Here is a 24,609-nt window from a genome sequence, read left to right as displayed (position 1 = left end):
GTTATGAGTGAAGAACAACAAAAAGATGATTATTCTGTAAATCCCAATCAAAAGGTTTATGATATGCCACACCAGGTAGATCATGAGGTGAATGTGGTGAAAATATATTTTGCGAAACAGGTTCCTAAAATGACCTGGGAAACTAAAGAAGAAACTTATACGGTCAAAGGTGGAGGTCTGGTATCTGACGTCAAAAAGAAGTATGAAAAAAAAGGAAGAAGGAACATCCAGGCCGATCAGGCAGATTCTGTAAAATTAAAGGCAAAAGAATCGGTAAAAATTACCTGGGAAGAAGAGGTACAGGCAAAAAAAGCTGATGGCAGTCTGGATTTTGATTTCGAGAGAATAAACAGCACCACTATTAAAAAGAAAGTATGGGTAGTCGCCAATTGTGAAGGAGCAAGCGGCAAACTCTCTGTTGAGATTCATGAAAATAAATTGAAAAATACTGAAAACGTATATGAAAATCCTGTCAAGTTTTTAGATGGCGAGGAAGAGAAAAGCAAAATTGAATTCACGATCAACGGAACATTGGTATACGCCAAAGAAATAACGATGCGTCCCAAAAGTGATGAAGATTTAAAAAAACTGATCGATAAATTTAATAAAAGAGACGATAGAAACGCCTTCTTATATTTCAAAGCTGAAGTAACAGGAACAGAGGATGAAGTGAAATTTCCGGATGAGACGCATGAGTTTTTAAATAAAGACAATGAAAGATTTGAGATCAGATACTGTAATTGTGGAAACAATTATGATATTACCTGTACCCGATATAGTAAAAGATATGGACCCGCCTACTGGGGATCGAAAAAACTTGAAAATTATGCCGATTGGGATACATTGATTGAAGACAAGAAAATTACAGATGAAGAAAAGGCTATTTTGGTGGGAATGTCTGAAAATGAAGGCAAATTAGATTCTGTTCAGTCCTATGACTGGGACCTTTCAGGTGAACAAATGATAGTAACGGCAGGAGCTATGCAGAAAACGGTGGATCATACCGGAAAAGGTGAATTTACTACACAAATTGAAGAATTTAAAGCGCAGTATCCTGAAAAATATGACGAATTATTTGTATCATGCGGATGGACGGTGGACTCCGGAATTTTGTATTATAAAGATCCGGCAGATTCTAAAGCCGAAAAAATTACAGGAAATACATTATCAAACAAAATCAGAGAAAACTGTAAAGAATCTTTATTTGGAAAAACAGTGGAATGTAAGCCTCTGCAACCGATCGTAAATGCCGTTATTGATAAAGTATTTCAGGAAAAACAAGTACTGGATTTTATTAAGAGATTAAAAGAAGTCGTACTTCCTTTAACGCCTACAGGCTATTCATATAAACTGTCAGATTATTTAAAATCAAAATTAGGTAAGGCAACCGCATTGGATCATCATATTAACAGACCCGGATATGTACAAGACGATTTCGGCTCTGCATTAGACCGGTTTTTTGCCAAAAAAGATGCGAACACCGCCAAAGAAAATAAAACCAAAAAAGAAGGTGAAAAACTAGAAAAAACATCAAGAAACCCTGGCGAATGGGGCGAAATGCACGGTAAATACGAACAGGAAATTCTTGATGATTACGGAAATAAAAGAAGAGGGACAGATATGGATAAACGCTATGAAAAAATGCAAAAAAACGCAAACTTATCATCATGAAAAAATTGACATTTATGCTAATGATTTTAATCATTTTTATTACTTGTGGAAACATGGTTTCGCAAAAACATCATGATGGGCAGAATAAAACGATAAAGAAAGACACCTTAATTGCTTTAAATGATAATGTATCGTTGTATTATGCTTCCTATAACAGCAATATGAAACTATGGTATAATCTTCATATCATTAATAAAAAGAAGAAAATAAAAGTAGGTAAAGGAAGTGAATTTAATGGTACCGGAAGCGAGCTCTTTTCCCGACTATCCCCTAATGCAAAATACGTAGTAGTGGATGGCATCATCAAAGAATATGTGCATGAAAGTGCTAAAGACAGTACCCTGCATGAAAACTACACGTGTGCCATTATTGACCTAAAAAAAGCAAAAATAATTAAACAGATGCAACAGGATTGTGATGGATCATGGAACAAAAAAAACCAGTGGGTTTCCTCTGGTGGAAAAGTAGTTTTCAAGTAAAAACAATAGTTTAATTGGCAGCAACAAGTTATAAAATGAGTGAAAAATTATGGAGCCCGTATTTCCTATAGATATTAAATTAAACCTTTTGGAAGGAAAGAAATTTTATCGCTATTCCTATAATGAATATACCACCATCAACGGAAAAGCGCATAGAAGCGAGCTCAACAAAAACTTTCATGTTACGCTGAAGCTTTTAGAAAAAGAAAGGTTTGAATACCATATCGAAATTTTTGACAGAGTTCACAGAGATAAGGAACTCTCACTGTCCGAAAAAGATTTTTTAGCCAGAATTGCAGAGATCAATGATGATGTAGTGCTTATAACGGACGAATACGGAAACTTAAAAAATGTGCAGGGATTGTCAGTTCTTCAGAATAAAGTGGAAAAAACGGTGGAAAAGCTCTCCCGGTCCTATGTGGGAAAACAAGCAGAGAATACTTACCAATTTTTAAAAGAATTTTACCAAAAGGAACATGTAGTGGGTCAGGATTTTTTAAAAAACAATCATTTTGGAATGATCCTCCATAAATTTTACGGAAGGTATAAGCAGGAAGATACCACAAAGTATATTGTACGTTACCGTAATTTTATGGCCAATACCGTAATAGATATAGAAGAACGTGTAAAAACTGAGGACATGCGTGGTGATGATGAATTATTGCTATTACAGTATACCGGGAACATCCCTTCTGATAAAAATTGGGAAATGTTTTACGGAGAAATGAAAAGAAAAGAAATAGCTTATAACAGTGAAACAGATTTTCCAAAACTGGACAAATATAAAGGGCAGATTTTATTAGATTTTAAAACCAGAGAAGTTTTGGAGCATAAACTGACCATAGAATTTTCCCTGGGAGAAAACTATCAAAAGAAAATCATCTATCACATAAAAGAAATTAGCTATGAAGAACTATAAAAAAATAGGATGGATTGAAGAACTGCAGGACCAGTTGGATGTCTGAGCCTTACCTCATGAAAATAAAATCTCGGATAATCCCCGTCAGGAAATAGCAAAAACTCCCGTATTAAAAAAAGAAAAATCTTAACATGGCAACACGTATTACAATAACAGATTCAGGGCAAACCCAAACCGTAAATGGTCCATTGGCTCCGGATACTCCCGATGACTCGTTACAGCGCGTTACCGAAGTTTATTTTGCCAGGAAAACCACAACAGACAATGGAACAAGAGTCAGTTTTACAAAAATTGATTCTGCTCATGTACAGCAAGATGATCAAAATCAAAATATTCCATACGATTCTATATTAGGAAAAACGGTGTATCTGATCATAGAGACCAGCAATATGACCGATTTGAGTATAGATGCAGTGATAAGACCTTCAGCAAATACGATGACGGAAAATACAGATACCTTACAGTTAATGCGTTTTGTATCCCCTGACCGATATGAAGCACAGAGGTTGTTTACCGTACAGGTAGGAAATTTTGATGCCCTTAACAACAGAGAAGGTAACCATGATCATTACACTAATTTACGAGCTGACCATATCAATAAAGCTATTATTAAGCTACAACTAAGGCCTGATGGAAGAGCTACTTTTGATGACTGGACCAGAAGATTGGCAGATAGCAGCATTAATTTGGAAGTGGCGGTAGAAAGAACAGACAATAATCCCTGTGCCTATGGAGATGGACAGGAAGAAGTAAATGGAGCAGGTATTTTCTTAAATGATGACAGAGGGAGATTCAGAGTGGTCAATAAAAATATATATACCATTCATCATGGCAGTAATACGTACAATACTTTACAAGAGATTGGTGCAAATCCGGCAAGAAGAAGAAGGATTCAAAAAGTTCTGAATGCTCATTCTACTGAGGTTATTTATTTTTATTACGACCAAAACGATAATGAGCACAGGATATGTTCCAGAACTAAAGAAAGCGTAACCAGAAAAAGAAGAGTCAATACCATTCCGCCGCTGGCTCAAAGAGGAGCTCTTTCACAAACAATAGATTTCACAGCAAACAGAGCTGCCGGAGAACAGATAGATGCACATCAGTTATTGGTGTATGCTAACGGAACTCTTGGTGATGGAGCCACCGACAAATGGTATGCTAATCAACCGGGAAATGTCGAGCTGGTCAATATGGATATTTTAGAGAATGCGGGTGTAGGACCACAGATTTTTGAAGCATTCAATTATAATCAAAACGGTGTTATCATCCGGTATGGATTTCAGCATACCAGAAGAAGAAGCATTCAGCCGGATTTATTTGCCGGTTTCTTAGGGTCATTGGCACAATTCAGACAGGAAGGTCACAATCATTATATCGTGTCTCAGGGATTTTCTTATTCTGATGCGTCATGTTATCCCAGCGCAGAACATGTGAATGGAGAAGCGGGAGATTTGAATTTATTAACGACTCAGCAAAATGGAGTCAATACCATTCTTACGGCAGCGAATTTTGATTATGATAACGAGGTCATTCTTCGAAATATTCTTTTTGATTTTGGATTTGGATCAGGTCGGTCAGAGAATTTTTCCAACACCTCAAATGCAAGTACGGCAGACAATGCCAGTACACGGTTACCTCATACCACCCATACCGACACACCAAGACATAATAATCATTTGCATGTTCACGGTTTCACCCCAATATTAGATGTCTATGCCTAAAATTAATATCGCCTGTTTTACTGTTTTGTTTTTCCTTTTTTCCTGCTACAGTAAGGCTCAAATAGAAAATAAGACGACAAAAGCAGAAGCACATTCAACAGATAAAGGATCAGTTTTTTTGAACACCAATAAAGCGGATTGTATCAGTCTGCCATTTGGATATTCGGATATTTCAAAACGAATCACTGTTGATTCTATTCTGTCTGCCCTACAGGATGAAAATAAATTAAAGGAAATCAATTCATTGAAATTTGAGAAAGTAATCCAAAAAGATCTGGTATTGCTTCCTGAAGAATACGATGTTCTTCTGCCATTCGGCACTACTGTCAATGAAAAATATGACCACATTAAAATAGCCTCTCATTTTCTGTGTTACAGAGACTATTCAGTGTACTTTATGGCGGTCTATAATACTGTTCGTTACGCTGAACCGTTTATTGAAAAAATGTATTTAATGTCAACTAAACACGGCAAGCTTATCGATATGAAGAGAATCTATCTTAATCATCAGGGAGAAATGGGATTTGCCAACTATACCCTATTTAATATCGATAAAAATTATATTATTTCTCTGCAGGATTATGAGTTGACTGAAAGTCCTTTTCAGTTAAAACCCTCACGTCAATACCAGATTCTGCCCTCCGGAAAATTTGCCAGATACTTTGATAAGGATGGTCCTTATAAAAATGATGAAGAACAGGGCATAGTGAAAAATCATCATAAAGAAGGAAAATGGATAGAATCCAAACCCAATGGATCTATGGATTTACAAAAATATCCGCAATTTACCGATCCGTATACGTATCTGGAAGCCGAATATAAAAATGGTTTACCTGTTGGAACATGGAAATTTTACAAATTATTGCAAAAATATAATGAAGAAACAGGAGAACCCCTATTCAATACAAGGAAGAAAGGACCATTGATCTATACTGAAATGTATCGGGAAGGCGTATTAGAAAAACGGGAATTTCATTAACGCATGTCGATGAACTGATACCGTATTTCTGCCATTCTCCGAAGTCTAAACTATCGGATAAAACGCTTGCTTATTGCTTTATTTAATTGTATTGAAGATAAGATCACTTTTTTTTAACGCAAAGGTTTTATAAGATTCTTATGATTTTAAGAAAAGCAAAGAGTGGCGGCTTGACCACTGATTAAGCAGCCTGATAAAACGTTCGCTTCTTCAAATCAATCAAAGATTGATTTCTTCTTTGCCTCCTACTCTATGCAGGATTATAATAAACCTTTGCGTCAATGAAATTTCTATTCAGTTTTTAACGCAAAGGTTTTTAAGAGCCTGATGATTTTAAGAAAAGCAAAGAGTGGCGGCTTCACCGCTGATTAAGCGGCCCGATAAAACACTCGCTTCATCGAATCAATCCTTGATTGATTGATTCCTTCTTTGCCTCCTACTCTATGCAGGATTATAGTAAACCTTTGCGTTAATGAAATTTCTATTCAGTTTTTAACGCAAAGTTTTTTTTAAGATCCTGATGATTTTAAGAAAAGCAAAGAGTGGCGGATTCTCCGCTGATGAAACAGCATGGTAAAACGCCCGCTTCATCGAATCAATCAAGGATTGATTCCTTCTTTGTCTCCTACTCTATGCAGGATTATAGTAAACCTTTGCGTTAATGAAATTTCTATTCAGATTTTAACGCAAAGTTTTTTTAAGATCCTGATGATTTTAAGGAAAGCAAAGAGTGGCGGTTTCACCGCTGATGAAGCTGCCGACCGAAACGCGAGCTTCATCGAATCACTCCTTGATTGATTTCCTTCTTTGCCTCCTACTCTATGCGTGATTATAGTAAACCTTTGCGTTAATGAAATTTCTATTCAGATTTTAACGCAAAGTTTTTTTAAGATTCTTATGATTTTAAGGAAAGCAAAGAGTTGCGGCTTCTCCGCTGATGAAGCCGCCTGATAAAACGCTCGCCTCATCGAATCAATCAAGGATTGATTCTCTCTTTGCCTCCTACTCTATGCATAGTTATAGTAAACCTTTGCGTTAATGTAATTTCTATTCGTCACTTTACTTCTTCCCTCTCCTTTCAAGAATAAGATGCGCCGCATCCAGCATTTTAGTCAGATGAATGTACGGACTGATAATATTCCTTTCCGGCAGATTATCATAGACGCCCAGAGAGAAGTAAACCATCCCGGACATAAAATAATCAAATTCCTGTACGCTGTATTCTCTGAATGCTTTTTTAAAGACCAACAGAGGGTTTCGGTATTCTTTCTCCGAAAGCAAGCCAAGAACCAACGGAGAAACATCTTCCAACTGAGTATTGGCGGCCCATTTCTTTTCCTTCAGTGTGATGAGATAACCTGCACGGATAAACGACTGCATCGACTGGCGAAAGTGAAAGATGACAGACGGATCTTCTTTGATCCAACTATCCCTTTTCACCGCGCAATTGATAATATTGTTGAGTTTCCCTTTAGAGGCAGCCAGGTCATTGAACTGAAAAAAGGTTTCCATCAGCTGTACTCCGGAGTACTTCCTGCGAACTGCCCAAAACCGGGTGTCAAAGCCTGTTCTATTCTTTTTCATGGGTTTGTATTTTTTTAATAGGTGATAAAATAAATGTGATTTTTTTTAAACCATTAAGAACTTTTTAAGGGTTTAAAAATCGTTAAGATCATAGCTGAAGCTATGGATGAAGCGAGCTGCTTTCATCCATCTTTGATGGAACTTAACTTATCTTAAAATCTTCAATTCCCTTAATGGTTTATATTTTTTTATGTAACTGTTTTACTTAACCATTAAGAGCTTTTCAATGGTTTAAGAATCGTTAAGATCATAGCTGATGCTATGTATTTAGCAAACTGCTTCATCCATCTTTGATGGAGCTTAACTTATCTTAAAATCTTCACTTTCCTTAATGGTTTATATTTTAATTGGTTGTATGGTTCAAACATAGCTCTAACTTCCAGCATACTTGTGCACGCTGAGCTTTATTTTAATTTTTCTGTAGCTAAATACTATTTGTTTTCTGTTTTACGATTTTTTACTGGCCGTAAAGGAGGAAGTCCCGCCAATGCCTAAACTTCCTGCCCCTACGAACCAAGGGTAATATGATAGAATTTGTGTTTTTCTGAAAGCCCTAAAGCCGCAATGGATTGTACACCCCATTGTAACATATCATGATACTGTATATGGTAAAGCTGGCTTAGAAAAAGAAATTGTAGAAAAGCAGAACGGCATTAAATAAAAACGGCATGGGACTCTACAATATCCATTCTGAGGTACTGGTATACCTTACACACAGATAAGAGAGCCCACGCCTAGGTCGTGAGCTTCCTGCTTATCATCTCGTGTGTTAAAAATTACCAGTTTTCAGAATGAGATTCTAAGCAATAGCTTCTAATATTCTTTGAAGTATCGCAAAATTACTTTAATAAGTAATCTTTTCCAAATATATACAAAAATCACAATGTAAACCAAATGGATTACAAATGTTTTTATCAAATATTTTAAAATTGTTGAATGAGCAGACTTAGCAAAGAAGATATTGAACTTAGAAATAAAATAACTCAAAGATTAATTGATTTGAGAGAGTCTACCGGATTGAACCAAAGTGATTTCGCTAAACTTCATGATATTGACAGACAACAAGTAAACAGATGGGAAAGTTTTGAAAGCGAAAGAGGTGTTACCATTTACACCATAAAAAGATTTTGTACACTTTTAAAAATCCCATTATATGAATTTTTTAATGACCCTTTATTTAAATAAACTCGTTCTCCAAAGTCCCCTGACTTTGGAGAATGTTTTTAAAAGGGTTGTTTTTATTTATTGGCCCAAAGGCAGGAGACTTTTCGTTGCGGGGTAATTTCAGTTTCATATATTGTGTTCCCGACTGAATAATAGTAAGTCGGATTTAGCAAACAATGAAAAAAATGATATCATCATATTATTGTAGAAATTTATTAAATATGGATATAAAAGATTTAAGAATTGGAAATACATTTCTATTTGTTAATTTTGAAGCAACAATATTAGGAATCGTTCATGAAGATGTTATAATTAAATATAATAACAAAATAGAAGATGTTATCGCAAAGTTTATGATTCAAGGGGTCTCGCCTTTAAATTTAACGGAAAAACATCTTTTTCGGCTTGGTTTTAAATTAATGCCTGAAACCGAATATACCACTAATACTTATGAGTTGGAAGGATTTCAAATTTGGGACAAAAATGGAGATTTCACTGAATTATTATATTTAAGTAATCGTGAGTCTGTTCACGTAAAATATGTTCACCAATTACAAAACCTTTTCTTCGCACTTAAAGGAAAAGAATTAACTATTAAATAAAACAAGATGGATGAAAATTTCGGAGACATAATGAAACAAGCTTCTGAAAGCGCAAAAGCCTTCCATTGCGCATTATATAAAGTTTACAGTGAAAATTACAGAGACATTCAACTAGTAAGTAATGATGAAAACATCTCTGATAATGAAGAATTTTTCATGCTTATCCCTCAAGAATATGAAAAACAATATGTAAATGCTCTTACTGCTGGCTTGAAAGGAAAAAAAGCCTTTGACTTACTGAGAGAAACTTACATTTTTTAAAATATAAAGCCCCAATTAAAGGGCTGTTTTAATCTATAAAATCTATAAACTCAATTCCACTTGTATTAAATACTTTGCTCTTTCCTTCGATGATTTCAATAAGAAATTTTATTGGAATTGCGATGCCATACCCTAAATCATCATAATTCTCCTCTATTTGAGGAATATTAGATGCTATTCCAACAACATTACCTTTATTATTTATTATTGGTCCGCCACTGTTTCCGCCTTTAATCTTTGCGGTGATTAGCATAAGATTTTGCCTCATCCAAAAATCTTCCGATAGCGAAGCTACCGTCCCAATTGATGACGTATAACGCGAACTTATCACAGCTTTCTCAGCAGTCATAAAAGTATGAAACCCCGGTATTTTTGGAAATCCTAGGGCTAAAACTTCATCTAAGACTTGTCCCTCCTCGTATTCGAAAAACTTGAAACCTTGAGAATGTCCTTGCGGAAATTTTATAAACATCAAATCCATCGCATCTACCTCATGAATTAGAAATTCTGATGCATTAAGAACTTCTTTAGGAATTCCTTTAATAGATAATTTTCTTGCTTTCTCGATACAATGCTTAGCGGTTGCGATTCCATCAAGAAATAAGAATGAACTACCAATTCCTGGATCTTTATCAATATAATGACAAATTGGTCGAACATTATCTTTATAGCTAGAATTAATGTATTTAAAACCAAAAACTAAACAATTTAGCTTCTCATTTAACAATCTTTTTAAGACTTCATTTTGAAACAAAGCGCCTACGCCATCTGATGGTAAAAACATATATGTATCATCAAAATTATGCGGAGTGTCCTTAACTACAACAGATAAATATTTTTTTTCAACTAATATTTCACATAGTCTCGATATGCTAGAAAATGGGGGCATATCAGAAATATTATACTTCGATTGATAATATTGGTAAAATTTTAATATTGTTCTCCGTTCACTGTTTGAAATCGTTTTTCCTAGACTATGGTGTGCTGAAAAGTATTCAATTATTTCTATTAACAAATTTTCGTAAATATACGGGTATTGGTCTAATTCAATCATATATCAGGTTTTAACAAATATAGATAAATGCCCCGCTACCGCACGAATCCTTTCCTATAATTTTTAGCATTATACATCAAACGTTCAAAAAACATCCAAACATCAACAAAACCCCACCACAAATCCTGTAGGCCCTTCCGAAGGGTCTGCAAGTACTTCCCCAACCCCCTGGAGGGTCTTCCCAACGACCTACACCCCTTGAGGAACGGGCGACACCCCTTTACCCAAGGGGGTAGAACCGGTTATGTAAGGGGGTGGAGGTGGCTTCCAAACGGCCTGCAGGCCGTTATCCAAGGGGCGCAATCCCTTATCAAACTCCCTTGAGTGGGTTATGAACGGGGTAAAGGATATATGATGTAATGGACAGGAATTGTTGCCCCATTCTTTATTTTCTCTGCAACACAGATGATCAATCCAACTTAAAAAAGAAATACACGACCGCTGCCCACTCTTTTTTAATGCCTCTGGCATAGCCAATCGTGCTGCGACTGCTATTTTCAACGGTTCCATCATCTTTGATATACCCAATGGTGGAACGGCTGCTGTTTTCTATAGTCCCGTCTTTTTTAACGTAACCCACGGTAGAACGGCTTTTGTTTTCTATGGTACCGTCACTTTTGATATAACCGATGGTTGAGCGGCTTTTATTCTCAATGGTTCCGTCCGACTTGATATACCCTACGGTGGAACGGCTGCTGTTTTCAATGGTTCCGTCCGATTTGATATAGCCCGTTGTGCTACGGCTTCCCGATTCTATCGTTTGTGCACTTATCAGGGAAAGGCTGAAGAGAAGGAAACCAATAACTCCTATTTTTTTCATGGTTTTAAAATTTTAATGGGTTATTATTTTGTTTTTTTTGATATCTTAAAAATAGCAATTCGTTTTAAAAAAACAGCGCCACTTACAAATAAGTGGCGCTATTTTTTATAGATCCTGCTTCCGCACTACCATTGTAATGTTTATCGCTTGATCACTTTTACCGTTTTTACAAAGCCGTTCACTGCATTTACTTTCACCAGATAAATTCCTGAAACGAATGAGGAAACATCAATAGTTCCTTTCGTATCATTGATATCCTTAGTAAGTACCTGTTGTCCCGCCATATTGTAAACTGTTACCGAAAGAATCTTTTGATCAAAAGAAACCGTCAGAATGTCATGTACAGGATTCGGATAGACTTTCAGCTGATCCGTCTGTGTTGAGACCTCATCAGTTCTTAAAACAATACCTGTAGGACAACCAAGAGGAACTAATATTTTCCTGTAAATATTGGTCCCATCTCCAATCTGACCAGAATTATTACTTCCGGTACCTGATAAGAATCCATTGGTATTGATAACAAATGTATTAAACATATTGGTTGTAACAATTTGTCTGTCTGTGGATGTTCCTATTTGTACAGGAACAGTTCTGTTTACAAGTGTCCCGTCACCTAGCTGACCAACGTTATTATATCCCCAGGCCCAAAGTGTTCCATCTGTTTTTAATGCCAGAGAAGAATGATAATAGCCTGAAGCAGTACTTTTCCAATTGGTTGCTGTTCCGATCTGTATCGGAGTCGTTTGACTGATGGTGGTTCCATTACCTAATTGTCCTTCGGCATTACTTCCCCAAGTCCAAAGCGTTCCATCTGTTTTGATTCCTATAGAATGAAGGTGTCCTCCACCGATACTTTTCCAGTTCGTGGCTGTTCCTATTTGAGTAGGTACATTTCTACTGGTAGTAGTTCCATCACCCAGCTGACCATTTTGATTATATCCCCAGGCCCATAATGTTCCATTGGATTTGATGGCGAGCGTCTGCTGTGATCCGGGTGCGATAGTTTGCCAGTCATTTTCGGTTCCGATCTGTACAGGTAAAGTTTTATTGATGTTGGTCCCGTCTCCTAATTGTCCGTCACCATTTTTACCCCAGGCCCAAAGGGTCCCGTTTGATTTTATAGCGACTATATAATCATCACCAGTGGCAATATTTTTCCAATCGGTTGCTGTTCCTACCTGTATTGGGATCATTCTATTGATGGTAGTTCCGTCTCCTAATTGTCCAAAATAATTATCTCCCCAGGTCCATAGTGTTCCATCTGTTTTGAGGGCAACCGTATGGTGATATCCGGCAGCTATTTTCAGCCAGTTATTTGCAGTCCCGATTTGTTTAGGGGTGTTTTTTGAAATTGTGGTTCCATCCCCTATTTGTCCATACTGATTACTTCCCCATGTCCATAGTGTTCCGTCTGTTTTTATTCCTACAGAATGAGCAGATCCCGCGCTCATACTTTGCCAACAACCTGTTGCGGATGTAGGAAGTGTGATAAAAGAACCTCCCGATGTCCAATCACTCTTGCTGGATACACAATCTGATGCTACCCACCAATAGTAAGTGGTGTTAGGTATTAAATTGGTCAAATTGGCCATATTGGAAGGAGTTGTTCCATCTATTCCTCCAATAATCGGATTGGTACTGTAAAGATACTGGTAACCTCCATTCGGAGCTGATATTGGTGCCACCCAATTAAGCGTAGCCGTTCCGGAAGTGATATTGGAAGTATATAGCTGACTTGGAGGATTACAAGTTGCAGAGCAGATAACAGAAACAAAGCTGTTCTTTTGAATCGTTGTACCATCACCTAACTGCCCAACTTCATTAGCACCTGCTGATTTCAAAAAGCCATCCGTATTTAAAGCTAACGTATAGTATCCTCCTGCAGAGATTAAGCTAAAATCGTTTGCATTTGATACTGAAATCGAGCTTGAATTATTATTGGTAGTGCTGCTAGCCAACTGACCGAAATAATTATACCCGCAGGCAAACATATTTCCTGTATTGGTTATACCTACCGTATGATGTCCTCCTGCATCAACGCTTTGAACTCCATCAAAGACAAGTGTTGGCACTAATTTGTTGATATAGGTACCGTCACCAAGCTGCCCCTGGCTATTATCTCCCCATGTATACAGTATTCCATTCGCAGTTCTCGCTGCAGCATGCATAAATCCTGCAGAAACATTAGCCCAAGCAGTACTTGTTCCTATTTGCTTAGGTACGTTTCTTTGCGTTGTTGTCCCGTCTCCTAGCTGACCATTGTTATTATATCCCCATGCCCAAAGTGTACCGTCGGTTTTTACCGCAAGAGAAAAATCAGTTCCTGCTGCAATACTTCGCCAATCGGTTGCAGTTCCTATTTGAGTAGGTACATTCTTATCTGTAGACGTTCCATCACCTAACTGACCATACTGGTTACTTCCCCAGGCCCAAAGTGTTCCATCTGTTTTTACCGCTAATGTTTGTCTTTTTCCAGTCGCAGCATCTGCCCAGTCCGCAGCTGTTCCAATTTGTGTAGGTGTCGTTTTATTTACAGTGGTTCCGTTTCCGAGTTGTCCTAACGGGTTATACCCCCAAGACCAAAGCGTTCCATCTGTTTTAAGTGCCACTGAATACTGAGCACCTGCCATAATTTTTTTCCAGTTGTTTGCTGTTCCTACCTGTTTGGGAACATTTCTGTCAGTGGTGGTTCCATCACCTAGCTGGCCAAACTGGTTGCTTCCCCAGGCCCAAAGTGTTCCATCTGATTTGAGTCCTAATGAATGCGTTTCACCGGCCATAATTTTTTGCCAGCAACCAGCTGGAGGGAGCGTAGTGAAAGATCCTCCCTGTACCCAACTGCTTTGGCTGGATCCACAATTAGATGCCATCCACCAATAGTAGGTCGTATTAGGCATTAGATTGGTAATATCGGCTGTTGTAGCAATCGTATTTCCATTAGCGCTTCCCATCGTTGAAGAAGTACCGTAGGCATATATATATCCTCCGGTAGGCGCTGTTGCCAGTGGTGACCAGTTAAGTGTAGCCGTTGTAGAAGTGATATTGGATGTAGATAACTGGCTTGGAGGGTTACATGGAATACAGGTAATAGAAACGAATGTATTTCTCTGAATCGTAGTACCATCACCTAATCGTCCTCCCTCGTTATTTCCAACTGCTTTTAAGAAGCGATCAGTATTTAAAGCTAAAGTATGGGATGCTCCTGCAGAAACCACACTATAATCGCTGTCGTTTCCTATGGCAAGCCAGTTCGGGTTATTAGTAGTCGTGTTATTACCCAACTGACCATAATTATTGGCTCCGCAAGCATATAGCTTTCCGGCTGTAGTTACGGCTACGGTATGATACGCTCCTGCAGCAATACTTTTGATGTTGCCAACTATACCTACCGGTGTCAAGCTGTTCGTATTGGTACCATTACCAAGCTGCCCTTTGTCATTTCGTCCCCAGGTATAAATTGCTCCACCTGTGTTGAGTGCTGCAGAATGGGTATATCCGGCTGCAACAGTGGACCAGTTAGTTGTTATTGCTATTTGTGTAGGCAGAATTCTATCGGTGGTTGTACCATCACCCAGCTGTCCGTAATTGTTCAAGCCCCATGCCCAAAGTGTACTGTTGGTTCTTATACCCAGAGAAAAGCTGTCCCCTCCTGTAACACTTTTCCAGTTCGTTGCTGTTCCTATTTGCGTAGGTATTGTTTTATTTAAAATAGTCCCGTCACCTAATTGTCCGTTTCCATTATTTCCCCAGCCCCAAAGCGTACCGTTGGTTTTTACGGCTAAAGTATGGTTCACCCCGCTGCCAATATCTGCCCAGTCGGTAGCTGTTCCTATTTGTACAGGTACATTGGTATTAGTGGTGGTTCCGTTTCCTAACTGACCTACCGAGTTGTACCCCCATGCCCATAGCGTTCCGTTGGTTCTCAGTCCAATTGAATACTGAGCACCTGTCACAATTTTTTTCCAGTTGGTTGCTGTTCCTATTTGCGTTGGAACATGTTTGTTGGTATTTGTTCCATCACCTAGTTGCCCATCGCTATTAGTTCCCCAGGCCCAAAGTGTTCCATCTGACTTTATCCCGGCAGAATGGGTACTGCCTGCAGCAATACTTTGCCAGCAGCCTGTAGGAGGAAGTGTCGTAAACGATCCTCCGGATACCCAATCACTTTGAGTGGATCCGCAATGAGACGCTACCCACCAATAATAGGTAGTACTTGGTAATAAATTACTTGCATTGGCTGTTGTAGAAATAGTTGTATTATTAGCACTATTGCTACTTCCAACATTTGATGAAGTACCATATTTGTACATATATCCTCCGGCAGGTGCTGTTGCCGGTGATAACCAGTTAAACGTAGCCGTTGTAGAAGTAATATTGGAAGTAGACAACTGGCTTGGAACAGGACAGTTTACAGGGCAAGCGATGCTTATCGGTGTGTAAGAACCGGCCTGAAATCCATTTGTACCATTACCCAACTGACCATGACTATTATATCCCCATGAATACACAGACCCGTCCGTTTTTAAAGCCAGTGAATGGTAATCTCCTGCTGAGATACTGTACCAGTTGGTGTCTGCTCCAATACGTTTTGGTGCAGTTCTGTTGGTGGTCGTCCCATCCCCTAATTGTCCGTAATTATTTTTACCCCAAGCCCAAAGTGTACCATCGGTTTTAATAGCCAATGAATGTTCTTCATAGCAATCAATACTTTTCCAATTGGTATCTGTACCAATTTTTGTAGGTACGCTTTTACTGGTGGTAGTCCCATCACCTAACTGTCCGTAAGCATTAATTCCCCAGGTCCACAAAGTTCCGTCTGTCTTTAATGCCATTGAATACTGTAAACCTGCAGAAGCTGCTTTCCAGTTGGTATCTGTCCCTATTTGTGTCGGTATCAACCCATTGGTAGTATTTCCGTTACCTAACTGACCATTGTCATTATTACCCCAGGTCCACAGCGTGCCATCGGTTTTCAAAGCTACGACATGTTGGCCTGTTGTTGATATCGAGGCCCAGTCTGTTGCTGTACCAATTTGTACAGGAGCTGATTTACTGATTAAAGTTCCGTCTCCTAAAGACCCTTTGCTGTTGCCACCCCAGGCCCATAGTGTACCATCGGTTTTCAGAGCTAGTGTCGTTTCAAATCCGGCTGCTATAGTCTTCCAATCCGTAGCCGTACCCACTTGTTGAGGGGTAAAGATAGCCGTAGTGTTGCCATACCCCAATTGACCGGAATTATTGAATCCCCATGTCCAGATCGTACCATCTTTTCTTAAAGCAGCTGCATGCTGTCCTGCTGAGATCATACTTTTCCAGTTGCTGACGCTTCCGATTCTTTTTGGCATATTATAATCCACATCTAAAGCTTCGCCAAGGCTTCCGCCTCCTCCCCAGGCCCAAAGGGTACCATCGGGTTTAATGGCAAAACTACGGAAACCTCCAGCCTGTATTTCATCAAAACAGCCTGAGAAAGGAAGTGTAGTAAAGCTTCCTCCCGGTACCCAACTGCCCTGATTAGATCCGCACTTAGATGCTACCCACCAATAATAAGTGGTGGAAGGTGATAGGTTTGTTAAATCCACTGTTGTAGAAACAGTAGTAATACTTGGGCCTCCTATTGTAGAAGCAGTGCCATAGGCATATACATAACCTCCCGTTGGCTCTGGTGTTACCGGAAACCAATTAAGCGTAGCTGTCGTAGAAGTAATATTAGATGTATATAACTGACTTGGAGGAGTACAGTCTGAAGTACACGCAATAGAAATGATGGTGTATCTGTTATTAGTAGTACCATCACCTAATTGACCCGTATAATTATTTCCGCATGCTTTCAGGAAGCCCTCATTATCCAAAGCTAAAGTATAGTATCCTGACATAGATGTACTCACCAGTTTATAATTGGTAGCAGATCCTACAGTAATCCAGTTTTTTTTATCAACACCGGTACCATCACCAAGCTGACCATACTCATTGGCACCGGAAGCAATTAAAGTTCCGGTTGTTGTTACCGCTAAGGTTTGATAATATCCTGCAGAAACACTCTGAATACCATTACGTACAAGGGTTAATGTTGATCGGTCTGTAGTGGTATTATCCCCAAGTTGTCCTTTGTGATTTCTTCCCCAGGTATAAAGTTGCCCAGTAGTATTTACTATTGCAGCGTGGGTGTATCCGGCCGATACACCTGCCCAGTTTGTAGCTGTTCCTATTTGTGTAGGTACCAGTATGAATGATGCAGTACCGCTACTCAAGATTCCATAAACATTTACACCCCAGCCCCAAAGGGTACCATCAGTTTTTAATCCAAGAGAAAAATTCTCTCCTAATGATATACTTTTCCAATTGGTTGCTGTTCCGATTTGTGTGGGTGTATTCCTGTCAGTATAGGTTCCATCACCTAGCTGACCGCCCATATTACGGCCCCAGCCCCAAAGTGTTCCGTTTGCTTTTATAGCCATTGTATGATTAATTCCAGCAGCAATATCTACCCAGTCGGTAGCTGTACCTATTTTTGTAGGTGTGTTTCTAGTGACAGTGGTTCCATCTCCTAGCTGGCCTACCGGGTTCTCCCCCCAGGTCCATAGCGTTCCGTCGGTCTTTATGGCCACTGAATAGCTTAATCCGGTAACCACTTTTTTCCAATTATTGGCTGTACCTATCTGGACTGAAACATTTCGTTGAATATTAGTTCCATCACCCAGTTGTCCATAACCATTTTGACCCCAAGTCCAAAGTGTGCCATCTGTTTTTACTCCAACGGAATGACTACCGCCTGCAGTAACGCTCTTCCAACAACCTGCCGGAACTGCGGATTGTACATCAATCACATTTTTGAAAACAGGTCCCCAGGTCCCGTTAGTATCTTTCACACGGATATTAAATGTATGCAATCCAATGGATGGTAGGGCAATTCCTGTCTTTACCAATTGCTCATAAGCCCGGTCAAAATTACCATCTGCAGCCAGAACAGCTGTTCCGTTTCCTGCTCCCGGATCGGTATCCCAGAAATATTCGGCTTGTGAAAGAGCCATTAAGGAAGAGGTCTGAGTTTGCTGAACATCAATGACATTGGTAAAAACAGGTCCCCAAACCCCAGTATTATCTTTGATACGGATATGGAGTTTATGCAAACCATTACCTGGTGTAGCAATCCCCGTTTTGGTCAGTTGTTCAAAAGCACTGTTGAAATTCCCATCCGCAGCTAAAACGGCAGTTCCGTTTCCTGTACCCGGATCGGTATCCCAAAAATACTCGGCCTGGCTTACGTACATTTGTGCCGGGCACAACATGATCATAAGCAAAGCGATTATACTATAGATATATTTATTCATATTGTTCTATCATTAAGAATTATTTGGAAAACCCTGAACCGGTGATGTTCAAAGTTCCACTGCTGATGGTTCTTGGAGTTACCAGATAGTTTACCTGAGGTTTTCCTCCGCTGTCTGCAGGCCAGTAGTTAGCCCAACTGTTGGAGCCACCATAGTGACCTGCGTCATTTCTTGTTAAATCTAAATCGGTATAGCTTACGTCAGGATTTCCTGCATTTTCATTCATTCCGCTTATGGTGTAATCTGTATTGTTGAAGTTCATATTGACCTGCCCGGAATTGTTACTTTGTGTCATAGTCCCTTCTGTCACAAACGGATTGGTAAATACATTATAAGAAGCTGTCACCGTAGCATTATTATTGTTCTTGATGCAAACATTCGTTTGACCTACTACGAAAGAAGCCGCATTGTTCATAATGGCAATATTTCCAGTGTTTCCATTATTTAAGTTGATGAAAAATGGCGCTATATCACCGCCATTAGGATCATAGATGGTATTATTAATAATTTCGTTTGAGCTGCCTGTTTTAATAGCATAAACAAACACCCCTTTGCAAAAATTATTATAGAACTTAAAATTATAATTGGATTGGGAGTAAATCAGCCCAAAATCAGATTTATTTCCATAGATTTCTACATCGGTTGTTGCAGGAACGGTATCTGTTGTGGTAGAATTGGCAGAAATCGACTGTGCTTTATTAGCCGTAATTCTTCCATGGGAAAAACTAATACCTCCCGACACTGTAGAACCCGAAATGTTTGTCGTGGTATTGGTTTGGTTGGTATTAACATTATTTAAATAACAGTTATACAGATTGATGGTCGTTCTTCCTCCGGTTGTTGGTCCACTTGCCACTACATTGTAAATGGTAAAGTTTCCGGAACTCAAACTACTGATATTCACTATTCTTCCCGGTGCCGGATTGATCGTAACGGTTCCCTGAATAAAATATCTGTTGTAATTGGTTTCAGAGACAAAAGTCAGCGATTTGTTGATGGTAAGGTTTTCTACATATGCAGTCCCATTCGTTTTGGGTTGAATGATGATGCGGTCTCCGTCGGAAGCAGCCGTAATAGCTGCACTTACGGTAGAATAAGCGCCGCCCGCGCCGCCATTTCTAACATAGAGGTCTGCCGCAAAAGCCGTCGTGCTGAATAAGCTTGTCAAGGCAATCGTAAATAGTTTTTTTGTCATAATAGTGTAAAAGTTAACAGTTTAATATTTAATATGTATTTGATTTTTAAACACTTAAATTCGTCTGAATGGTTTCTGAGCTCCATAAAATACAAATCCGGTGAATTCATACAAAAACAAAGGCCTTAATCAATGAATCAACATTGATTTTAAAAATATTTTATGGATTAAATGGTGTAACATCATCATTGGAACAACAGCAAGCTTCCTCCTGCCTCGCAAGGCATTTCTTTTCCCGAACCGATAGTCGGATACCTGTGGTGTTTTTTATGACCCGGTATTTTTTCCATCTGACTTCAGGAAATAATCAAATAAGCCATATGGTTAAATACGACTTGTGGCTTTAAAGAAATTTTGAGGACTTACCGTTGTTCTACATTGTTGGAAACAACTCGTTTTGATGAATTGGTAGAATTACTGTGTAGTTTTGTTTATTTTCATAGTTTAATTAGTTTTCAAGTTTAGTTTGGTTTTTAGTTTTTTTAAGTAAAACAACACGTCCATCCATCAAGATTTCATGCTGTTGGCTGCAAAAGTATATTTTTATTGTGAATCCATCAAATAGTTGATCAAAAAATACTGTCTTTTTGCTTATTTGTGGTACCTCTGCATTTTTAGAGACCAAAAATGCCAATTTGATTTTTTTGGAACTATGGGAATACCCTGCCTTATAACACCCAGATTTTCTAAAAAAGTATTTGAAGATCATCCTGCCGTTTTTATTGCCCGATTCTTTCAACTTTGCGGAAATAGCTTTTTGGATCCAGGGTGAAGCTGGAAAGTAGATCAAGTTTATTTTTTTTAACGCAAAGGTTTTATAAGGCCTTATGATTGTAAGGAAAGCAAAAGGTTGCAGATTCTCCGCTGATGAAGTAGCCTCGTAAAACGTTCGCTTTATCGAAGCAATCAAGGATTGATTCCTTCTTTGCCTCCTACTCTATGCATAATTATAGTAACCCTTTGCGTCAATGAAATTTTTATTTGTTAGTTACATTGAGTTTCTTCCCTCTCCTTTCAAGAATGTGCCGCATCCAGCATTTTAGTCAAATGAATGTACGGACTAATGACATTTCTCTCCGGCAGATTGTCATAGACGCCCAAATAATTATGTTTTTATAAAAAACTTCTTGAGAAAGTCTTGGGAATTAAAAGCCACACGATTTAATCGTACGGTAGCGAGGTTAGTAAAACGAAGAGATTACGACGATAAATTAGAAGTCAAACAATTTTAAAACAATCAACTTTTACATGACATTATTTTTGTAAAATATTAAGAATAAAGTTAATAAACAACGTTTATATTCCGACAATATGCATTATCTTCACTTTATTAACACCAAATTATATTTTTTTATGAAAAAATTACTTTTTACATTAATTTGTGCAACTACACTAGTTTTTACTAGTTGCTCAAACGATCAACATCAAGAAAAGGAAGTTCAAGACCAGAATCAGGTGGTAACATCGAAGAAGTCTGTAAGCAAAACTCAGCAAGAAATCGATAATCTTCTCAAACATTTTACAACAAAGGATTATCATTCCTCTGTTTCCGGCTTAACTAAGGAGGAAGTGCAAAAAGATATGGCAATGAAATTACTGCCAAGATGCAAACAGCTTCTTATGGAAAATGGATATACGGAAGATGCCATTAATAAATTTGGCAACGATTACAAAACTATTATACTTACAGCATTTAACTTAAAAAAATAATTATGAAAAAGATGTTTTTATCAGTTGCGCTTGTATTTGGCGCAGTTAATTTTGCAATGGCAGTCCCAACCTTTTATTATAATTTTGGAAGTTACGACGTAGGAGGTTTATTTGTTTATTATTCAAGTCCAACTAATGGAATGGGTTGTTACGATGGAGACATGATTCCGTTGAAACTGTCAAGTTCAAATGTTCTTACAAATATGAATACTGGTGTTGTAGTTCCAGCTAACCAACTTACACATGCATATGTATGTGGTTCATCTCCAACGCCGGTATGCAGTACTACAGCGGATGTAGTATTTAGAGGCATGAGATTTTATACTACAATAAGTAATTTTGCGGGGATGGCAGGAACAAGTTGTACATATTTTACTCAGGTTCCAACACCTAACGGATGGAAAATAACAATGCCAGGTTTACAAAGTCTAACATTTATAGACCTAGGGTTCATGGCACAATATATTTACCAATAAGAAAAAGAGATCATACGCTCTTTTTTTTCTATTTATCCTGAAAAAAAAACTTGAATTTTTAATAAAATAAAAAATTCCATTACTGCTCAAATTGGGTTATTTACGTTTGTAACGTGTAATGAAGATTTTATCAGGACAGCACCTATTGGGAATGGTTCTGGGAATGCAGACTTAAGGTGTCTACGTTCATGTTGAAGATGAAAAAGAATAAAAATTCTCAATTATAAAACAAAATCCTCGAATAATATTGGGGATTTTCACTGTACATACTTTTTATTTTCCTCTAAGAAATAAGGTTTACTTTTTGCCCCACAGTTTACTAAAGCCATGAAGTAAAATTATCGAACATCCACACTCCGAAGTCTCCTGACTTTGGAGCCTATTTTAAGGAATTGTTTTTATTTACTTCTTCAAAGTCAGGAGACTTTACGCAACGGGATTTTTTTTTAAAACAGGATCTTTTACAAGAAATTTCTAAATATTCCGTTTAATTCTTAAATTTGGCTCATGCAAAAGAATCTTTATCTCATCATTATATTATTTTCTCTTACCAGCTGCTATACGTACCAGGTAAAAAAGCAGGTGGATCCGGCGACCGACAATAAGGAAAACTCTAAAAACAGAGCCGCTCTTGCTAATAATACTTCCGCGCAAATGAAAAGCACAACCGCTGAATCCCAAATAAACGTACAACAAACACCTGTTCCGATCAATGTTCAAGAGACACTTGCTCCAAATAAAAAATTCAAAATTGACGTTGATGGCAAGTCCTATAAAATCATAGTTGACAAGTGGGAAAGGGATAGTCTTGTTGCTCACCCGATTAGTAATCCTAAAAAAATTCTGAAATTCCACAAGAACCAGATCAATGGCGAGAAAATTGCAGAAAAACGCTTTTCACAACCCATAGCTGATATTATTACGGTTACTGTTTATGCAGGAATTGCTGTTGGCATCTGGTCTCTTCTGCGCTAATTTTTTAAAATTTTTCCCGTAATTATTTTAGTTCCCCGAATAAAAAAATATTTTAGTTAATATTCAAATCATATCAAATTTTATAGTATCTTTTTAGAACGTTTTTTTAACGTACATAATCACAAAAAAAAGAATACACATGAAAAATTTGAAAAAACTTTCCAGAGAAAAACTTATTTCCATTAATGGTGGAATCGAAGTATGCCTTCAAAACTGTTTAACGGGGTATAGAAAATGCTGCATTCCGCGTCAACCTTATTACTGCGTTGCTAACGGAGAGATTTGTATTTAATGACTTATATTATTTCTTTGAAAACCTTTATTAAGACTGTCCCTTAGACGGTCTTTTTTTATGGTTCAAAGGCTTGGTCTTTGAACTACTGAATTCTACCCACCAGTTATTAAGTTTTCAATCGTACAACAAAATTGTAATAATTAAAATTTGCTGTATCTTGGTACTACTCAACAAATATTTATGAAAATCATCAATTATACAAAAATTTTCAGAGAAGATTGCCTCCAAATCTTCAGGAGTAATTTGCCTAAATTTTTTGCTATCGAAGAATTGCAACTTTTTGAAAGCTTTCTGGATGATGATACCGAAGAGAACTACTTCGTAGTGAAAATTGATGGCCACGTAGTAGGATGTGGTGGATTTTTTTTAGATACCAAGAATAATGTGGCAGGATTATCCTGGGGAATGGTTCATGCCGACCATCATGGAAAAGGAATAGGAAAAGCATTTACCCAATATAGGCTTGATTTGTTAAAAAAGAGCTACCCTTCCCTGCCGTACAAAATTGAAACCTCACAACATACCGCGGAATTTTATAAAATGAATGGTTTCAGAACGGTAGAAATCGTACAGGATGGATTTAGTAAAGGAATTGATAAATACACTATGATCATGGATGTAACTGAGCGTTAGCAGAAATTTCAGAAAACAATAACAATTAAATATGAAAATAATACTTAGCTATCTATTGATTGTACTATATACCCTTGTAAGCGGTCAGGAAAAATCAATCATTAATGATCTGAAATTTTCTAACTATTCCGGGCATCCCAAAAAAATTACAGAGATCATCACTTTTTCACCCCAGAACATAAACAAAAGTATGTATTATTTTGATAAAGATGGTTTTCTGACAAAAACTGAGCGCTATAATGCAACCCAAAGCGGATTTCCTGATAAAAGATTGATAAGTGACCTTATTACCTATGATTCAAAGGATAAAGCGAAACGCTATTTCGAAACCACTAATCCTGGAAGTAAGAAGATACAAGCAAAAGGCTATTTTGAAAAAATTTCCGATTCTTTGTATAAAAGAGTTTCAAATTCTGACACTCCCTCTATGTCGCTCAACAAGTTATTTTATTTTGACAAAAATAACCGCCTCATAAAAACAGAAGAAACCGGAATTTTTAATGGAAAACCCATTAAGAATGCCATTATTTATACGTACATCAATGCCGTAAAAAATGAAATGCTTTTTGAGGATTTAATCACTCAGAAAAAATCCAGAATCATTTATAAAAACGTAAAAATTGACTCACATGCCAATTCCGTTTATGAAGAATTGTTTGATGATCATGGAATTTTACAGCAAAAAATAGAAAGAGAATTTGAATATTATTAAGGTAAGGATACTTAAAAGGACCAGT

At 37.7% G+C, this 24,609-nt stretch carries 19 protein-coding genes; 14 read left to right on the top strand and 5 right to left on the bottom strand.

Annotated elements, in window-relative coordinates:
• Nucleotides 1-3 precede the first annotated feature (3 nt).
• From NZD88_RS01495 to NZD88_RS01475, 5 genes are all read left to right on the top strand, one after another.
• Nucleotides 4-1,671, top strand: a complete 1,668-nt coding sequence (locus NZD88_RS01495) for a hypothetical protein (protein WP_259826875.1) — start codon at nucleotides 4-6, stop codon at nucleotides 1,669-1,671.
• 20 nt (nucleotides 1,672-1,691) lie between these two features.
• Complete coding sequence (locus NZD88_RS01490) at nucleotides 1,692-2,150, top strand: hypothetical protein (protein ID WP_259826873.1); 459 nt, start codon at nucleotides 1,692-1,694, stop codon at nucleotides 2,148-2,150.
• Nucleotides 2,151-2,199: 49 nt separating this feature from the next.
• A complete protein-coding gene (locus NZD88_RS01485) occupies nucleotides 2,200-3,069 on the top strand; it encodes a hypothetical protein (RefSeq protein ID WP_259826872.1) in 870 nt (289 codons plus the stop codon).
• 131 nt (nucleotides 3,070-3,200) lie between these two features.
• Nucleotides 3,201-4,793, top strand: a complete 1,593-nt coding sequence (locus NZD88_RS01480) for a hypothetical protein (RefSeq protein ID WP_259826870.1) — start codon at nucleotides 3,201-3,203, stop codon at nucleotides 4,791-4,793.
• Nucleotides 4,786-5,772: a hypothetical protein gene (locus NZD88_RS01475; RefSeq protein WP_259826868.1), complete on the top strand. Its 987-nt coding sequence runs from the start codon at nucleotides 4,786-4,788 to the stop codon at nucleotides 5,770-5,772. Before NZD88_RS01480 ends, NZD88_RS01475 begins: the two co-directional genes overlap by 8 nt.
• A gap of 1,059 nt (nucleotides 5,773-6,831) precedes the next feature.
• On the opposite strand, the gene NZD88_RS01470 is transcribed toward NZD88_RS01475, so the two are convergent.
• Nucleotides 6,832-7,356: a hypothetical protein gene (locus tag NZD88_RS01470; protein ID WP_259826866.1), complete on the bottom strand. Its 525-nt coding sequence runs from the start codon at nucleotides 7,354-7,356 to the stop codon at nucleotides 6,832-6,834.
• Between the two features lie 936 nt (nucleotides 7,357-8,292).
• Between NZD88_RS01470 and NZD88_RS01465 the strand changes: the two genes are divergently transcribed.
• The 3 genes from NZD88_RS01465 to NZD88_RS01455 all read left to right on the top strand — a co-directional run bounded on the left by NZD88_RS01465 (nucleotide 8,293) and on the right by NZD88_RS01455 (nucleotide 9,383).
• The gene (locus tag NZD88_RS01465; RefSeq protein WP_259826863.1) at nucleotides 8,293-8,541 is read left to right on the top strand and encodes a helix-turn-helix transcriptional regulator; all 249 of its coding nucleotides are present in this window, start codon (nucleotides 8,293-8,295) and stop codon (nucleotides 8,539-8,541) included.
• Between the two features lie 200 nt (nucleotides 8,542-8,741).
• Nucleotides 8,742-9,122: a hypothetical protein gene (locus tag NZD88_RS01460; RefSeq protein ID WP_259826861.1), complete on the top strand. Its 381-nt coding sequence runs from the start codon at nucleotides 8,742-8,744 to the stop codon at nucleotides 9,120-9,122.
• 6 nt (nucleotides 9,123-9,128) lie between these two features.
• Entirely contained in the window at nucleotides 9,129-9,383 is a 255-nt protein-coding gene (locus NZD88_RS01455; RefSeq protein WP_259826860.1) for a hypothetical protein, read from the top strand.
• A 28-nt stretch (nucleotides 9,384-9,411) separates the two neighbouring features.
• Here NZD88_RS01455 and NZD88_RS01450 read toward each other — a convergent pair whose 3' ends face one another.
• The 4 genes from NZD88_RS01450 to NZD88_RS01435 form a co-directional block, all read right to left on the bottom strand.
• Nucleotides 9,412-10,437 carry a S1 family peptidase gene (locus tag NZD88_RS01450; protein ID WP_259826859.1) on the bottom strand — a complete coding sequence of 342 codons (1,026 nt, stop codon included), beginning with the start codon at nucleotides 10,435-10,437 and terminating at the stop codon, nucleotides 9,412-9,414.
• A gap of 409 nt (nucleotides 10,438-10,846) precedes the next feature.
• On the bottom strand, nucleotides 10,847-11,257 hold the full coding sequence (locus tag NZD88_RS01445) for a 5-fold beta-flower protein (RefSeq protein ID WP_259826857.1): 411 nt from the start codon (nucleotides 11,255-11,257) through the stop codon (nucleotides 10,847-10,849).
• A 140-nt stretch (nucleotides 11,258-11,397) separates the two neighbouring features.
• The gene (locus NZD88_RS01440) at nucleotides 11,398-18,588 is read right to left on the bottom strand and encodes an RCC1 domain-containing protein (protein WP_259826855.1); all 7,191 of its coding nucleotides are present in this window, start codon (nucleotides 18,586-18,588) and stop codon (nucleotides 11,398-11,400) included.
• 19 nt (nucleotides 18,589-18,607) lie between these two features.
• Nucleotides 18,608-19,783 (bottom strand): autotransporter outer membrane beta-barrel domain-containing protein, encoded by a 1,176-nt coding sequence (locus NZD88_RS01435; protein WP_259826854.1) that lies wholly within the window; start codon nucleotides 19,781-19,783, stop codon nucleotides 18,608-18,610.
• 1,353 nt (nucleotides 19,784-21,136) lie between these two features.
• Here NZD88_RS01435 and NZD88_RS01430 point away from each other — a divergent pair.
• The 6 genes from NZD88_RS01430 to NZD88_RS01405 all read left to right on the top strand — a co-directional run bounded on the left by NZD88_RS01430 (nucleotide 21,137) and on the right by NZD88_RS01405 (nucleotide 24,584).
• On the top strand, nucleotides 21,137-21,493 hold the full coding sequence (locus tag NZD88_RS01430) for a hypothetical protein (protein WP_259826853.1): 357 nt from the start codon (nucleotides 21,137-21,139) through the stop codon (nucleotides 21,491-21,493).
• Between the two features lie 2 nt (nucleotides 21,494-21,495).
• On the top strand, nucleotides 21,496-21,969 hold the full coding sequence (locus NZD88_RS01425) for a hypothetical protein (RefSeq protein ID WP_259826851.1): 474 nt from the start codon (nucleotides 21,496-21,498) through the stop codon (nucleotides 21,967-21,969).
• A gap of 507 nt (nucleotides 21,970-22,476) precedes the next feature.
• Entirely contained in the window at nucleotides 22,477-22,944 is a 468-nt protein-coding gene (locus NZD88_RS01420; RefSeq protein WP_259826848.1) for a hypothetical protein, read from the top strand.
• Nucleotides 22,945-23,083: 139 nt separating this feature from the next.
• Nucleotides 23,084-23,236: a bacteriocin-like protein gene (locus tag NZD88_RS01415; protein WP_259826846.1), complete on the top strand. Its 153-nt coding sequence runs from the start codon at nucleotides 23,084-23,086 to the stop codon at nucleotides 23,234-23,236.
• 183 nt (nucleotides 23,237-23,419) lie between these two features.
• Nucleotides 23,420-23,872 carry a GNAT family N-acetyltransferase gene (locus NZD88_RS01410; RefSeq protein ID WP_259826844.1) on the top strand — a complete coding sequence of 151 codons (453 nt, stop codon included), beginning with the start codon at nucleotides 23,420-23,422 and terminating at the stop codon, nucleotides 23,870-23,872.
• Between the two features lie 31 nt (nucleotides 23,873-23,903).
• Complete coding sequence (locus NZD88_RS01405) at nucleotides 23,904-24,584, top strand: hypothetical protein (RefSeq protein ID WP_259826842.1); 681 nt, start codon at nucleotides 23,904-23,906, stop codon at nucleotides 24,582-24,584.
• Nucleotides 24,585-24,609: the final 25 nt, after the last annotated feature.

This window comes from Chryseobacterium pyrolae (genome assembly GCF_025153485.1).
GTDB lineage: Bacteria > Bacteroidota > Bacteroidia > Flavobacteriales > Weeksellaceae > Chryseobacterium > Chryseobacterium antibioticum.
The sequence above is the reverse complement of the archived record's forward strand: the minus strand, read 5'-3'. Positions and strand labels throughout refer to the sequence as shown.